The sequence below is a fragment of the Dactylosporangium sp. NPDC049525 genome (genome assembly GCF_040676755.1).
Lineage (GTDB): Bacteria > Actinomycetota > Actinomycetes > Mycobacteriales > Micromonosporaceae > Dactylosporangium.
This window is the reverse complement of record NZ_JBFAPO010000006.1, coordinates 180,679-195,499: the sequence shown is the minus strand read 5'-3', so window position 1 is coordinate 195,499 and position 14,821 is coordinate 180,679. Positions and strand designations below refer to the sequence as shown.

The 14,821-nt window shown below is 74.5% G+C and carries 11 protein-coding genes; 10 read left to right on the top strand and 1 reads right to left on the bottom strand.

Features of this window, described 5'->3' with window-relative positions; all coding sequences use genetic code 11:
• The first annotated feature begins 15 nt into the window (after positions 1 to 15).
• The 10 genes from AB0K00_RS12745 (at position 16) to nudC (ending at position 14,230) form a co-directional block, all read left to right on the top strand.
• Positions 16 to 810, top strand: coding sequence for a TIGR00730 family Rossman fold protein (locus AB0K00_RS12745; protein ID WP_363519409.1), 795 nt, complete (start codon positions 16 to 18; stop codon positions 808 to 810).
• Entirely contained in the window at positions 810 to 1,376 is a 567-nt protein-coding gene (locus AB0K00_RS12740) for a TIGR00730 family Rossman fold protein (RefSeq protein ID WP_363519406.1), read from the top strand. Before AB0K00_RS12745 ends, AB0K00_RS12740 begins: the two co-directional genes overlap by 1 nt.
• Before the next feature lie 12 nt (positions 1,377 to 1,388).
• Positions 1,389 to 4,586, top strand: a complete 3,198-nt coding sequence (locus tag AB0K00_RS12735) for an ATP-dependent DNA helicase (protein WP_363519403.1) — start codon at positions 1,389 to 1,391, stop codon at positions 4,584 to 4,586.
• Complete coding sequence (locus AB0K00_RS12730; protein WP_363519401.1) at positions 4,583 to 8,104, top strand: UvrD-helicase domain-containing protein; 3,522 nt, start codon at positions 4,583 to 4,585, stop codon at positions 8,102 to 8,104. The genes AB0K00_RS12735 and AB0K00_RS12730 overlap by 4 nt, the downstream gene beginning before the upstream one ends.
• A 149-nt stretch (positions 8,105 to 8,253) precedes the next feature.
• On the top strand, positions 8,254 to 8,415 hold the full coding sequence (locus AB0K00_RS12725) for a hypothetical protein (protein ID WP_363519399.1): 162 nt from the start codon (positions 8,254 to 8,256) through the stop codon (positions 8,413 to 8,415).
• Positions 8,416 to 8,460: 45 nt separating this feature from the next.
• Complete coding sequence (locus AB0K00_RS12720; RefSeq protein ID WP_363519396.1) at positions 8,461 to 9,432, top strand: hypothetical protein; 972 nt, start codon at positions 8,461 to 8,463, stop codon at positions 9,430 to 9,432.
• A 57-nt stretch (positions 9,433 to 9,489) separates the two neighbouring features.
• Entirely contained in the window at positions 9,490 to 10,665 is a 1,176-nt protein-coding gene (locus tag AB0K00_RS12715) for a S8 family serine peptidase (RefSeq protein WP_363519394.1), read from the top strand.
• 30 nt (positions 10,666 to 10,695) lie between these two features.
• Positions 10,696 to 11,991: a pitrilysin family protein gene (locus AB0K00_RS12710; RefSeq protein ID WP_363519681.1), complete on the top strand. Its 1,296-nt coding sequence runs from the start codon at positions 10,696 to 10,698 to the stop codon at positions 11,989 to 11,991.
• Positions 11,988 to 13,319 (top strand): pitrilysin family protein, encoded by a 1,332-nt coding sequence (locus AB0K00_RS12705; protein WP_363519392.1) that lies wholly within the window; start codon positions 11,988 to 11,990, stop codon positions 13,317 to 13,319. Before AB0K00_RS12710 ends, AB0K00_RS12705 begins: the two co-directional genes overlap by 4 nt.
• Entirely contained in the window at positions 13,316 to 14,230 is a 915-nt protein-coding gene (nudC, locus tag AB0K00_RS12700) for an NAD(+) diphosphatase (protein ID WP_363519389.1), read from the top strand. Before AB0K00_RS12705 ends, nudC begins: the two co-directional genes overlap by 4 nt.
• On the opposite strand, the gene AB0K00_RS12695 is transcribed toward nudC, so the two are convergent.
• Entirely contained in the window at positions 14,211 to 14,819 is a 609-nt protein-coding gene (locus tag AB0K00_RS12695; RefSeq protein ID WP_363519386.1) for a hypothetical protein, read from the bottom strand. The genes nudC and AB0K00_RS12695 overlap by 20 nt on opposite strands.
• Between the last annotated feature and the right edge of the window lie 2 nt (positions 14,820 to 14,821).

Below are 14,821 nucleotides of genomic sequence, written 5' to 3'. Positions count from 1 at the left end.
CGTACCGTGGGGGCCATGACCGAGGGCAAGACCAGCCAGCCGCCGGAGCGGCACCGCGGGCCGGTGACGCTGCGCCGCGACTCGATTCCGCTGAGCACCGCCGACCAGCGGCTGCTCGACTCGCACCTGCGCAGCGAGTGGAAGACGAAGGACGCCTGGCGGGCGCTGCGGATCCTGAGCGAGTTCGTCGAGGGCTTCGACACCCTTGCGGACCTGCCGCCGTCCGTGAGCGTCTTCGGCTCGGCCCGCAGCAAGGCCGACAGCCCCGAGTGGAAGCTCGGCGAGGACCTCGGCGCGGCCCTCGCCAGGGCCGGCTACGCGGTCATCACCGGCGGCGGGCCCGGGGTCATGGAGGCGGCCAACAAAGGCGCCGCGGAGGCCGGCGGGCTGTCGGTCGGGCTCGGCATCGAGCTGCCGTTCGAGCAGGGCCTCAACGAGTATGTCGAGCTCGGCATCGACTTCCGGTACTTCTTCGCCCGCAAGACGATGTTCGTCAAGTACGCGCAGGCGTTCGTGGTCCTGCCGGGCGGGTTCGGCACGCTCGACGAGCTGTTCGAGGCGGTGACCCTGGTGCAGACCAAGAAGGTCACCCGTTTCCCGGTGGTGCTGATGGGCACCGCCTACTGGCGCGGCCTGGTCGACTGGATCCGCGACACCATGCAGGCCGACGGCAAGATCGGCCCCGAGGACCTCAGCCTGCTGTTCCTCACCGACGACGTCGACGAGGCCGTCCGGCACATCGCGGCGGCCGGCGCGGACGACGTCGAGGCCGCCTCCGCCCGTCGCACCGCCCGCGAGGCGAGCGGCTGATGGCGGCGATCGGCGTGTTCTGCGCCTCCTCCCAGCGGCTCGACCGGCGCTGGCTCGACCTCGCGCACGACCTCGGCCTCGAGATCGGCCGGCGCGGCCACGAGCTGGTCTCCGGCGGCGGCTGCGTCGGCATGATGGGTGCCGTCGCCGACGGCACCCGCGACGGCGGCGGCCGCACGTATGGCGTGATCCCCCAGTCGCTGGTCGACCTGGAAGTGGCCGACACCAAGTCCGACGAGCTCGTCGTCACCGACGGCATGGCGTCGCGCAAGACGCTGATGATCGAGAAGGCGGACGCGTTCGTGGTCCTGCCCGGCGGGCTCGGCACCCTCGACGAGCTGTTCGAGGTGTGGACGACCGCCATGCTCGACCTGCACCGCAAGCCGGTGCTGCTGTTCGACGCCGACGGCTTCTACGCCGGGCTGCTCGAATGGCTGCGCGGCCTGGCCGCCCAGGAGTTCGTCCGCCCGTCGGCGCTGTCGATGCTGCTGGTGTCCCGCGACGTGGGGGAGTCACTCGACCTGCTGGAAGCGAGCCTCCTCGGAGGAACTGTCGGACGGTCGTGATTGCATAGCGGCGTGACCGCGACCGCTTCCCCCCACTCGGCCCGGCGAGGCGGCTACCGCCTCGTCCGGCGGCCGGGTCCGGCGGCCGTCCCGGTCGACACGGATCCGTGGCAGCGCCTCGTCGTGGAGCACCGGTCCGGGCCGCTGCTCGTCGTCGGCGGACCCGGCACCGGCAAGACGACCACGCTCGTCGAGGCGGTCGCCGCGCGGGTCGCCGACGGGGTCGACCCGGAGCGGATCCTGGTCCTGACGTTCGGCCGGCGCGGCGCGGTGCGGCTGCGGGACCGCATCGAGGCCCGGCTCGGCCGCGCGGCGGGGCTGCGCACCACCGCCGAGCCGATGGTGCGCACCTTCCACGGCTATGCGTTCGGGCTGCTGCGCCGCGCCGCCGTCGAGCGGGGCGAGGCGTCGCCGCGGCTGCTCACCGGCCCCGAGCAGGACCTGGTCATCCGCGAGCTGCTGCAGGGGTCGCGGGCGCCGTGGCCGGAGTCGCTGCGCGGCGCGCTCGGCACCCGCGCGTTCGCCACGGAGCTGCGCGACCTGCTGCTGCGCGCCGTCGAGCGGGGCGTCGGCCCGCAGGGCCTGGCCCGGCTCGCGGCCGTGCACCACCGGCCCGACTGGGCCGCCGCGGCCCGGTTCTTCGAGGAATATCTGCAGGTCCTCGCCCTGCGCGACGCCACCAGCCGCGGCGCGGTCGCCTATGACTACGCCGAGCTGGTGCGGGCCGCCGCCGGGCTGCTGGTCGACGAGCCCGACGTCCTGGCCACCGAGCGGCGCCGGATCGAGTGCGTCTATCTCGACGAGCTGCCCGACACCGATCCCGCCCAGATCGAGCTGCTGGACCTGATCGCCGGGGCGGGCGCGCATCTGGTCGCGTTCGCCGACCCGGACTCCTCGACGTTCGCCTTCCGCGGCGCCGACCCCGGCATCGTCGGCGACTTCCCCGACCGGTTCCGCACCGTCGGTGGACGCCCCGCACCGCAGGTCACGCTCCCGCACTCGCGGCGGCTCGGCGAGGGGCTGCTCGCGCCGACCCGCCGGATCGCCGCCCGGCTGCGCGGCCCCGCCCGGCACCGGCTGCTGGAGCCGCAACGCCCCGGCGGCACCGTGGAGACCGCGACGTTCGGCTCCGAGACGACCGAGGCGGCGTTCCTGGCCCACCGGCTGCGCGAGGCGCACCTGCTGCGCGGCGTGCCGTGGTCCCGGATGGCGGTCGTGGTGCGCTCCACCGCCCGGCAGCTGGCCCCGTTGCAGCGGGCGCTGCACGCCGCGGGCGTGCCGACCGTCACCGAGTCCGAGGACCTGCCGCTGCACCTCCAGCCGGCGATCGCGCCGCTGCTGCTGCTCCTGCGCTGCGCCCTCGACGACGCCCGGCTCGACGAGGACGCCGCGATCGCGCTGCTGCACTCCCCGCTCGGCGGCGCCGACCCCCTGGCGGAGCGGCGCCTCCGGCAGGGCCTGCGGGCCCTCGCACTCGCCGCCGGGGACCGGCGGCCGTCCGGGGTGCTGCTCCTGCGGGCCCTGCGCCGGCCCGGCGAGCTGGCCATGATCGAGCGCCGGTGGGCGGCGCCGGCCCGCACCGTCGGGCAGCTGCTGCAGGCCGTCCGCGACGCGGCGGCCCGGCCGGGCGCCACCGCCGAGGAGGTGCTGTGGGCCGCCTGGCAGGGCAGCGGCCTCGCCGAGCGGTGGGCGGCGCTGAGCAGCCGGGGCGGCCACCGCGGCGCCGCCGCCGACCGCGACCTGGACGCGGTCGTGTCGCTGTTCGACGCGGCGGCCCGCTTCACCGACCGGCTCCCCGGCGCCGGCACCGCCGTCTTCCTCGACCACGTCGAGGGCCAGGACCTGCCCGCGGACTCCCTCGCCCCGTCCGCCGACCGCGGCGAGGCGGTCCGCATCCTGACCGCGCACGCCGCCAAGGGCCTCGAGTGGGACGTCGTCGCCGTCGCCGGCGTGCAGGAGGGCGTCTGGCCCGACCTGCGGCTGCGCGGCAGCGTCCTGGGTTCCGAGCTGCTCGTCGAGGTCCTCGCCGGCCGCACCATGGAGACGATCGGCCGGCTGTCGGCGCTGCTGGACGAGGAGCGCCGGCTCTTCTACGTCGCCGTCAGCAGGGCCCGCGAGCAGGTCCTCGTCACCGCGGTCGCCTCCGGCGACGGCGAGGAGCAGCCGAGCCGGTTCCTGACGGAGCTGAGCAACGCCGACCCCGACCCGGACCCGGGCGCGGAGCTCGACGGCGCCGTCGTCTTCGAGCCGCCCCGCGCGCTGACCCTGCCGACGCTCGTCGCCGAGCTGCGGGTCGCGCTCATCGACCCCGACGCCACCGACCAGCGCCGCGCCGCGGCCGCCGCGATCCTCGCCCAGCTCGCCGCCCAGGGCGTGCCGGGCGCCGACCCGGCCAGCTGGTGGGGGCTGTCGCCGCTGTCGGACGACCGGCCCCTCGTCGACCCCGGCGAGGCGGTGACCGTGACCCCGTCCACGGTGGAGATCGTCGACCGGTGCAGCCTGCGCTGGCTCCTGGAGCGGCACGGCGGGAAGCTGGCGCCGTCGCCGGAGCAGTCGATCGGCAACCTCGTGCACGCCGCCGCGATGCTCGCCTCCGACGCCAGCGCCGACCGCGCGCAGCTCGTCGCCTATGTCGCCGACCGCTTCGACGCGATCGAGCTGTCCGCGCGCTGGCTCGCCGGCCGCGAGCGGGACCGGGCCGAGACCATGCTCGACAAGCTCATCGGCTGGCTCGCCGGCAACCCGCGCCGGCTGGTCGCGATCGAGCAGGACTTCCTCGTGGAGCTCGCCGACCCCGACGCCCCGGTCGAGATCAAGGGCCGCGTCGACCGGCTCGAGCTCGACGAGCAGGGCCGGCTCGTCGTCGTGGACCTCAAGACCGGCAAGTCCATCCCCGCCAACGCCAACCTCGCCGAGCATCCGCAGCTCGCGGCATACCAGGCGGCGATCGAACTCGGCGCATTCGACGAGTCGACCGTCTCCGGCGGCGCGTCGCTGGTCCAGCTCGGCGGCGAGACCGGCGCCGCCCGCGAGCAGGTCCAGCCGCCGCTCGGCGAGGCCGGCGACCCCAACTGGGCGCAGGCCCTGGTCAGGAAGACCGCCAAGACGATGGCGGCCTCGACGTTCAACGCCGTCGTCAACAACAAGTGCCGGGTCTGCCCGGTCAAGACCTCCTGCCCCGTGTCGGGCAAGGGGCGGCACGTCACATGACCGTGCGATACACCCCGGTCGAGCTGGCGAAGCTGCTGCGCCAGCCGGCGCCGACCCCGCAGCAGGCGGCCGTCATCGCCGCGCCGGTCGAGCCGCTGCTCGTGGTGGCCGGCGCCGGCTCCGGCAAGACCGAGACGATGGCCGCCCGGGTCGTCTGGCTCGTCGCCAACGGCCACGCCCGCCCGGAGCAGATCCTCGGCCTCACGTTCACCCGCAAGGCCGCCGGCGAGCTGTCGCACCGCATCCGGCAGCGGCTCGGGCAGCTGGTCCGCCGGCTCGGCCGGGACGACCTGATCGCGGGTGAGCCGACCGTGGCCACCTACCACTCCTATGCCGCCCGGGTCGTCCGCGAGCATGGTGTACGGGCCGGCTTCGAACCCTCCACGCGCCTGCTCACCGAGGCCGCCTGCTGGCAGCTCGCCGACGCCGTGGTCCGCGGCTACGACGGCGACATGACGGCCGTGTCGTCGGCGCCGTCGACCGTCGTCGACGCGGTCCTGCACCTCGCCGGCGACCTCGCCGAGCACCTGCGCCGGCCCGAGGACGTCGCCGGGTGGACCGGCCGGTTCTTCGCCGAGGTCAGCGGCAAGACCGGCAAGATGGCCAAACCGGTGCGGGATGTGCTGTCCCGCCAGCAGGCCCGGCTCCAGCTGCTGCCGCTGATCCGGCAGTACCAGGAGAAGAAGGCGCTGCTGGAGGCGATGGACTTCGGCGACCAGCTGTCCAGGGCGGCCCGCGTCGCGCTCGCCCATCCCGAGGTCGGCACCGTCGAGCGGGACCGGTTCCGGGTGGTGCTGCTGGACGAGTACCAGGACACCAGCCACGCCCAGGTGGTGCTGCTGCGCTCGCTGTTCGGCGGCGGCCACCCCGTGACCGCCGTCGGCGACCCCTGCCAGTCCATCTACGGGTGGCGCGGCGCCTCCGCGGGCACCCTGGAGCGGTTCCCGGCCGAGTTCCCGACGGTCGCCGGGGCTTCGGCGACCGAGCTGACCCTGACCACCAGCTGGCGCAACCGCCCCGAGATCCTCGACGTCGCCAACACCCTCTCCGCGCCGCTGCGCGCCCACGGTGCCCGCGTCGCCGAGCTCGCCCCCGCCGACGTGCTGGCCGAGCCCGCGTCGACCGCGACCGTGCACTGCGCGCTGCTGGACACCTATGCCGACGAGGCCGCCTGGATCGCCGACCGGATCGTCGCGTCCTGGCGGCTGGCGGCGAAGGCGGCGCCGGAGACGTTCCCGCTCGACATCCCCGTCGACGACCGGCCCACGACCGCGGTGCTCGTGCGGACCCGCGCGCAGATCCCGGCCCTGGAGAACGCGCTGCGCTCCCGTGGCCTGCCGGTCGAGGTCGTCGGCCTGGGCGGCCTGCTGGACACGCCCGAGGTCCGTGACGTCGTCAGCGTCCTGCGGGTCCTCGCCGACCCGGCCGAGGGCGCGGCGCTGCTGCGCATCCTGACCGGCCCGCGGTGGCGGATCGGGCCCCGTGACCTGGTCGCCCTGTATCGCCGGGCCCGCACCCTCGCCACTGCCCGCCGGGCCGGCCCGGCGGACGACGAGCCCGCCCTCGCCGACCGGCTCGACGAGGCCGTCCTGGTCGAGGCCCTCGACGACCTCGGCGACCCGGCGGCGTACTCCGAGCCCGGGTTCGCCCGTTTCGCCGCGCTCGGCACGGAGCTGCGCCGCCTGCGCTGGCGGCTGGACCAGCCGCTGCCGGACCTGGTCGCCGACATCGAGCGGGCCACCGGCCTGGACGTGGAGGTCGCCGCCCGTCCCGGCGACGCCGGCCTGGCCCGGGGGCACCTCGACGCGTTCAGCAACATCGCGGCCCGCTTCGCCACCGAGTCCGAGGGCGCGACCCTCGGCGCGTTCCTGGCGTTCCTCGCCGCCGCGGAGAACGAGGAGCGCGGCCTCGCACCGGGCGAGGTCGAGGTCGTCTCGGGCGCGGTGCAGATCCTGACCGCGCACGCCGCCAAGGGCCTCGAATGGGACGTGGTGTCGGTCGCCGGCCTCTGCGTCGACGTGTTCCCGGGCGCGAGCAACGCCGGCGACCACTGGCTGCGCGGCCTCGGCGTCCTGCCGTTCCCGCTGCGCGGCGACAGCGACGGGCTGCCGGTCCTGGACCTGTCCTCGGCGGACGACGTCAAGGGCGTGGTCCGGCGTCTGGAGGTCTTCACCGCCGACTGGCGCGAGCACGACGTGCGCGAGGAGCGGCGGCTGGCCTATGTCGCCGTCACCCGCCCCCGCCGGCTGCTGCTGGCCAGCGGATACTGGTGGGGCGACGGCATCAAGCGGGCCCGCGGCGCGTCGATCTTCCTGGAGGAGATCCGGGAGCGCTGCGCGTCCGGCGCCGGCGTGGTCGACGCGTGGGCCGCCGCACCCGCCCCCGACGCGCAGAACCCGACGGGGGACAACGTCCCGAGCGCGAGCTGGCCCGCCGACCCGCTCGGCGCGCGCCGCCCGCTGCTGGAGGCCGCCGCCGCGATGGTCCGCGAGGCCGCCGCCGCCCTCGCGCCACCGACCACCCCCGCCGTGCCGGACGAGCTGGCGGCCCCGGACGAGCTGGTCGCGCTGGACGCCCCTGCCGCGCCGGCCGAGCTGGTCGCGCCGGACGCCGCTGCCGTGCCGGACGCTCCTGTCGTGCCGGGCGCCGCTGTCGTGCCGGGCGCCGCTGTCGTGCCGGGCGCCGCTGTCGTGCCGGATGAGGTCGCGGCGGCGGGTGAGGCGGTCGTGGGGCCGCCGGCGTCGCCGGCGCCGGTGGGGGCCGCCCCGCTGGGCGCGCCCGGCGGGCGGATCGAGTGGCCCGACGAGGTGCTGCGGGACGGCTCCGGAAGCCGGTGGGCGGCCGAGGCCGACCTGCTCCTCGCCGAGCGGGCCCGGCTCACCCCGCAGCTCAACGCCCCGGTCGAGGTCGCGCTGCCAGGGCACCTGTCGGTGTCGCAGCTGGTCGCATTGCGCCGCGACCCGCAACGGCTGGCCCGGTCGCTGCGCCGGCCGTTGCCGTCGCGACCGGACCCATACGCCCGCCGCGGGACCGCGTTCCACCACTGGCTGGAGCAGCGGTTCAAGGCCGAGCGCCTGATCGACCTCGACGAGCTGCCCGGCGCCGCCGACGAGGGCGCCGCGCCCGACGAGGCCCTGGCAGACCTCCAGGCGCGGTTCCTCGCGGGGGAGTGGGCCGACCGGGTGCCGCTGGACGTCGAGGTGCCGTTCGCGTCCGTCGTCGCCGGCGTGGTGGTGCGCGGTCGCATGGACGCCGTGTACGCGTACCCCGACGGCCGCTTCGACGTCGTGGACTGGAAGACCGGCGCCCGGCCGGCCGGCGTCGACGCCGTTGCCGCGGCCGTGCAGCTCGCCGCGTACCGGCTGGCCTGGTCGGAGCTGAAAGGGGTGCCGCTGGAGCTGGTCGGCGCGGCGTTCTTCTATGTGCGCGACGGCGTCACGGTCCGCCCGGCCGACCTGCTCGACCAGGAGGGCCTCCTCGCGCTGATCGCCACCCTGCCCGGCGCGGCCACCGCCTGATCACGCGGCCACCGCCTGATCACGCGGCCACCGCCTGATCAACAGCAAGGTCGCGTCAAGCTTCCGACACCTCGCTGTCCACGGAACCACGCCGTCCTCGAAGCTGTCCAAAGGGCATGCGGACGGGCATGCGAGGGGAAGTGCGCAGGATGCAGACAGCGCCGACGCGCGAGGTCGCACTGGTGGTCGGGGTGGCGACCGCCGGGGTGCTGGCCGCGGCCCTGATCGTTATCGGGCCGGTGGCCGCCGCCGATGCCCCGAGATATCCGCAGGTCACCGACGTCCGGACGCCGGTGCACCCGCAGCCGTAGTGGTTTTTGGCAGACTGGCCTCGGGCTGCGACACTTGCTCCTGAGATGACCGAGCAGCATTCACCGTGGGCTCAGCCGGACACGCAGGTCGTGCTGGCGCCCGTCGGGCCGGCGCCGACGATTCAGCGCACGGCCGAGCCGCCGCGCGCCGCGCCCGGCTACCGGTCGGGCCGGGTCTCCGGGATCGGCGTGCCGCCGATCGTGCCGCCGCCGTCATGGCCGTCCGGTGGCGGTGGTGGCGACGACGACGACGACCCGGTCAAACGCAACAAGCGCATCCTGAAGCTGCTCAGCGCCGGTGCCGTCGCGGTCGTCGCGATCGGCCTGGTCGTCATCCTCGTGTCACTGATGACCGGCAACGCCACCACGCCGGGCGGCCTGTTCGACCGCCGGGCCGAGGGCCCCAGCGATACCCGCCCGGAGCTGGCCCGCCGCTGCCCACCGCCGACCATCCCGCCCGAGGCTCCCCCCGGTGGCGCCGAGGTGCCGGCCGGCCCGCGGACCAGCGACCCGGAGGCCGGGATCTCCTACAAGGAGTACGGCGCTCCCTGGCAGCCGTGGGACGCCGCCTGGGTCGACCAGGGTGAGCTGAAGGTCACCTACCGGATCGGCCAGCACTTCATCACCGAGCCGAACTACAACGGCAACAGCGACTACCACGCGACGATCCTGTCCGGCCACGTCCCGGCCGCGGTCAACGACGGCATGGTGCTCGACCTCAAGTGCGTCGGCGACCAGATCGCCGCCGACGTGCGGATCAGCTTCTACCCGAAGAGCAACCAGCTGGAGCAGATCTCCGCCAAGGACCTGACCCTCGGCGGCCGCCCGGCCCGCCTGCTGAAGTTCCGCCTGCACTTCTCCCAGGCCGGCCTGAAGGCGAAGAGCGAACTGGTGTCGATCGCCCTCATCGACCTCGGCAAACCCGAGGCCGCCATCCTGTACGTGTCGATTCCCGACACCCACCGCCAGTTCGACTACATCGCCGACGAGGCCCCCGAGTCCGTCCGCCCGTTGTAGTGCGTGCTGCTGAACAGCCGACTGGCGCGGGTTGCGTCGATCCGTCACGCTAGCGCGATGAAAAAGGCCGCACTGGTTGTCGGAGTCGTGCTCGCGCTCGTTCCGGTGAGCCCGGCGTTCGCGGACGGCATCCGTGACGATCAGTGGCACCTGCAGTACCTGCGGGTGAGCGAGGCGAACGAGAAGACCCGCGGCGAGGGTGTCACCGTCGCCATCGTCGACAACGGGGTGGACCGCAACCACATCGACCTGACCGCGAGCGTGCTCCCGGCGATCTACACCAACGGCTCGCTCACCGCACCGGGTGACCCCGACGGCCACGGGACCGCGCTCGCCGGCCTGATCGCCGGTCAGGGCCACGGCGCCAACCGGCAGAACGGCGTGCTGGGCATCGCGCCGGGCGCGGACATCCTGCCGGTGGTCCTCGGCAGCCCGGCGACGCCCGACCCGACCGGTGTGCGCACCGTCACCCCCGACCAGCTGGCCGAGGGCATCGAGCTGGCCACGGTACGCGGCGCGAAGGTCATCGTCGTCGGCTACTCGGTGGGCGGCAGCGAGCGGCTCGCGCAGGCGGTGCGGGAGGCGCAGGCCGCCGACGCGATCATCGTCGCCGCCGACGGCAACCGGGCCGGTGAGGCGTTCGAGCCCTACCCGGCGGCCTACGACGGGGTCCTCGCCGCGGTCCCGCTGTCGCACGCCGGCGACGTGCTGGTCACCTCCGACAGTGGCCGCCGGCTCGGGTTCGGCGTGCCCGGCGAGGAGATCATGACCACCAACACCGGCGGCGGCTACCGTGTCGACGCCGGCAGCGCCGCCGCGGGTGAGCTGGCCGCGGTTGTGGCGCTGGTGCGCGCGGCGTACCCGAAGCTGCCCGCCGACGAGATCGTCAACCGGCTGTCGGTCACCGCCGTGGACGCCGGCGCGAAGGGCGTCGACCCGGAGTTCGGCGTCGGCCGCGTCGACCTGGTGCCGGCGCTGACCAGGGTGATCCCCCTCGCCCACCCGCCGGCGCCGTCGGCCGTGCCGTCACCGTCCGCCGCCGCGTCGGCGACGGTCGCGCCCCCCGCCGCCGGGCCGGTCGTGGCCAGGTCACGGGGCAGGCTCGGGTGGCTGCTGAGCCTGCCGCTGGTCGCGTTCATCGGGGTGCTGCTCTGGTACGCGTTGCGTGCCGAACATCGGCTCCGCCGCTCCGAGTCGACAGTCGCCTCGGGCGAACAGCGCGCGACGGGATAGATTCGGTGGGTGCCTCGTCGTAGTCCCGCTGTGCGGATCCCCGCGTCCAAGTATCCCGTCGAGCGCCTCACCCTCCCCAACGGCTTGCGGGTGGTGCTCACGCCCGACCGGGCCGCACCCGTCGTCGGCGTCGCGGTCGTCTATGACGTCGGCATCCGTTCCGAGCCGCAGGGCCGCACCGGCTTCGCCCACCTGTTCGAGCACCTGATGTTCCAGGGCTCGGAGAGCCTGGAGAAGCTGGCCCACTTCCGTTACGTGCAGGGCTCCGGCGGCACGTTCAACGGCTCGACCCACTTCGACTACACCGACTACTACGAGACGTTGCCGTCCAACGCGCTGGAGCGGGCACTGTTCCTCGAGGCCGACCGGATGCGCTCACCCCGCCTGACCGAGGAGAACCTGCGCAACCAGGTCGACGTGGTCAAGGAGGAGATCCGGGTCAACGTGCTCAACCGGCCGTATGGCGGGTTCCCGTGGCTGCGGCTGCCGCCGGTCATGTTCGACACGTTCGCCAACGCCCATGACGGCTACGGCTCCTTCGACGACCTGGAGTCCGCGACCGTCGCCGACGCCGCCGACTTCTTCGACCGCTACTACGCCTGTGGCAACGCGGTCCTCGCGGTGTCCGGCGACTTCGACGTGGCGACCGCGACCGCGCTGATCGAGCGGCACTTCGGTGACGTGCCCGCCCGTCCGGCGCCGGCCCGCCCCGACTTCACCGAGCCGGACCTGACCGCGGAGCGCCGCTCGTCCTACGAGGACCGGCTGGCCCCGCTGCCGGCGGTCGCCGCGGCGTGGCGGGTGCCGGACCCGATCAACGACCTCGAGGCGTACCTGCCGTATGTGGTCCTGGCCGAGGTCCTCACCGACGGCGACGCGTCCCGCCTGGTGGAGCGCCTGGTCCTGCGGGACCGGACGGTGACCAGCGTCGGTGGCTATGTCGGCTTCATGGGCGAGCCGTTCGCGGTGCGCGACCCCACCGCCCTGGTCCTGCAGGCGCACCTGCCCCCCGGCGGCGACGTCGACAAGGTCCTGCGCACCGTCGAGGAGGAGTGCCAGCGCATCGCCACCGACGGCCTCACCCCCGACGAGCTCAGCCGCACCCAGGCCCGCATGGCCACGCACCTGCTGCGCGACACCGACGCGGTGCTCGGGCGCTCGCTGCAGATGGCCGTGCTGGAGCAGCAGCGCGGCGAGCCCGAGCTGCTCAACCAGCTCCACACCCTGATCGGTGGGGTCACCGAGGAGCAGATCATCGCCGCGGCGGCCGAGCTGGTCCCGTCGCGCCGCGCCGCGGTCGAGGTCATTGCCGGAGGAGCCAAGTGACTGCCGAAACCCTCCTGCGCACCGTGCCGGTGCTGGGGCCGAACCGCCCGCTGAAGCTGCCCAAGACCGTCGAGCGGACCCTCGACAACGGCCTGACCGTGATCGCGCTGCGGCGCGCGTCGGTGCCGCTGGTGGAGGTCCGGCTGCGGGTGCCGTTCGCGAAGGCGCACCTCGCCCGTGCCGCGCTGCTGACCCAGACGGTGCTGTCCGGCACCACCGCGATGTCGACCGTCGACATCGCCGCCGAGCTGCAGAAAGTCGGCGGCGGGCTGTCCGCCGGCGCCGACCCGGACCGGCTGCTGATCTCCGGCAACGCCCTGGTCGGCGGCCTGGACCGGCTGCTGGACCTGCTCGCCGAGGTGCTCACCGACGCCAACTACCCGGCCGAGGAGGTCAGCACCGAGCGGGCCCGCCTGGTCGACCGGATCCGGGTCGCGCAGAGCCAGCCGAGCCACCTCGCGCGGGCCGCGCTGCTGAAGCGGATGTATGGCAAACACCCGTACGCCATTCAGACCCCGGCACCGGAGCAGGTCGAGGCGGTCACGCCCGGCACGCTGCGGACCCTGCACGCCGAGCGGCTGCACCCGGCCGGTGCGACCCTGGTCATCGTCGGTGACCTCGCGCCGGAGAAGGCGATCGCCGCCGCCGAGCGGATGCTGTCGAAGTGGGACGGCGCCGGTTCGGCGGTGGAGCTGCCGCCGACCCCGGAGCTGAAGCCGGGGCCGTTGACGCTCGTCGACCGGCCCGGTTCCGTGCAGTCCTCGCTGCGCCTGGCGCTGCCCGCGGTGTCCCGCCGGCACCCCGACCACGCCGCGTTGCAGCTGGCCAACCTCGTCTTCGGCGGCTACTTCTCCTCCCGCTGGGTGGAGAACATCCGCGAGGACAAGGGCTACACGTATGGCCCGCACTCCCTCGTCGAGCACGCCGTCGCCGGTTCGTCGCTGGTCGTCGCCGCCGAGGTGGCCACCGGCGTGACCGGTCCGGCGCTGCTGGAGACGCTGTACGAGCTCGGCCGGCTGGCCAGCCTCCCGCCGAAGGAGGACGAGCTGGAGCAGGCCCGCCAGTATGCGCTCGGCACCCTCCAGCTGGGCATGTCCACGCAGGCCGGGCTGGCCGGGCTGGTCTCCACGTATGCCGGCTTCGGGCTGCGCCTGGACTACCTGGCCGAGCACGCCACCCGGCTGGCCCGCGTCAGCCGGGACGACGTGGCGGCCGCGGCCGCGCAGTACCTCGCGCCGTCCCGGGTCGCCGCCGTGGTCCTCGGCGACGCGGCCCTGATCGAGAAGCCCCTGGCCGCACTGACGGCCGTCACCAGAGCGGCGTCATGACCGATGTGTCCGCTGCCCGGCCCGGCCCTCCGCTCGCGCGGGGTGTGCTGGACCGGGCGGCGCACCGCCGCACCGACGCCGACTGGCTCGCCGAGGCCTGGACCCGCTCCCGCGTGGTCGTCGTCGACGACGGGCACGTCCTGGTCCGCGGCGACGACCCGCCGGATCTGGTGCTGATCGACCCGGTCGACGCGCCGCAGGGCGAGCGGTTCTTCCTCGGCGAGGACACCGACGGCAGCGTCTATTTCGCGGTCGCCGCCGACGTGACGGTGCTGCCCGGCACGCGACGGGCCAACCTGCGCCAGATCGGGCACGCGCTGCCGGACCTGCCGGCCGGGTTGTTCATCACCGCCGTCGGGCTGGCCAACTGGCACTCGCGGCACCCGTACAGCCCCCTCAGCGGCAAACTGACGGTCCCGGCGCAGGCAGGGTGGGTGCGGACCACCGAGGACGGCACCGAGACGCTCTGGCCGCGCACGGACCCCGCGGTGATCATGCTGGTGCACGACGGCGTCGAGGGACCCGACGGGTGCTGCCTGCTGGGCTGCAACGCACAGTGGCCGGCGGCCGGCGGGATCCGGCGTTACTCGACGCTCGCCGGGTTCGTCGAGCCCGGGGAGTCCGCGGAGATGGCGGTCGCCCGGGAGGTCCTGGAAGAGGTCGGCGTCGTCGTCGACGACGTCACCTACGTGGCGAGCCAGCCCTGGCCGTTCCCCGGCTCGCTGATGCTCGGCTTCCACGCCACGGCGCAGGTCGGCGCGCCGATCGAGGTCGACACCGAGGAGATCCTCGAAGGCCGCTGGTTCTCCCGCACGGAGATCGCCGGTGTGCTGCACGGCGACTCACGCGCCTTCGGCCTGCCGTTCCCCGCGTCGATCGCGCACTACCTGATCACCGAGTGGCTCGGCTGACCGCTTCGCGGTGCCATTGTCCGCACCAGCGGTCGAGGACCCCGGCGGCGTGCGCCGGGGTCACCTCGCGGATGTCATGGTCGGTCTTGTGCGCCCCGAAGGCCTGCGTCGGGTGCCAGTCCAGGTCGCGCCACAGCGCCTCCTCGGTCACCTGACCGGCCGGGTCGACCGACCGGCGCAGCAGCGACAGCGGCGCCTCCGGCGTCGAGTCGCCGTCGAGGCGGACGAAGTAGGTGATGGACACCCGCGGCCCGGGCGGCGGGCCGGCCCGCCAGGCCGTCAGCGCGTCCTCGGTCAGCCTGGTGTCCGGCTCGGGCGCGGGCGCGCGGAAGTCGCTGCGCTGCATCTGCCCCAGGAAGTCCGGCTCAGGGGCGAGCCCGTGGTCGAGGACCTCGGCGACGAACCGCTCCGGCCACAGCCACAACCCGTCGGTGTGCAGCACGCCTGGGCCGTGGCCGATCGTCGTGCCGCCGGACAGATAGTCGGCGATGCGCCGCCGGCGCGCCGGGTCGGCCACCCTCGGCCGCTCCGGCGCGTGGTAGCTGCGTGGTCCCCGGGCGCCGACGGCGAAGTCGCGAGCAACCCGCATGC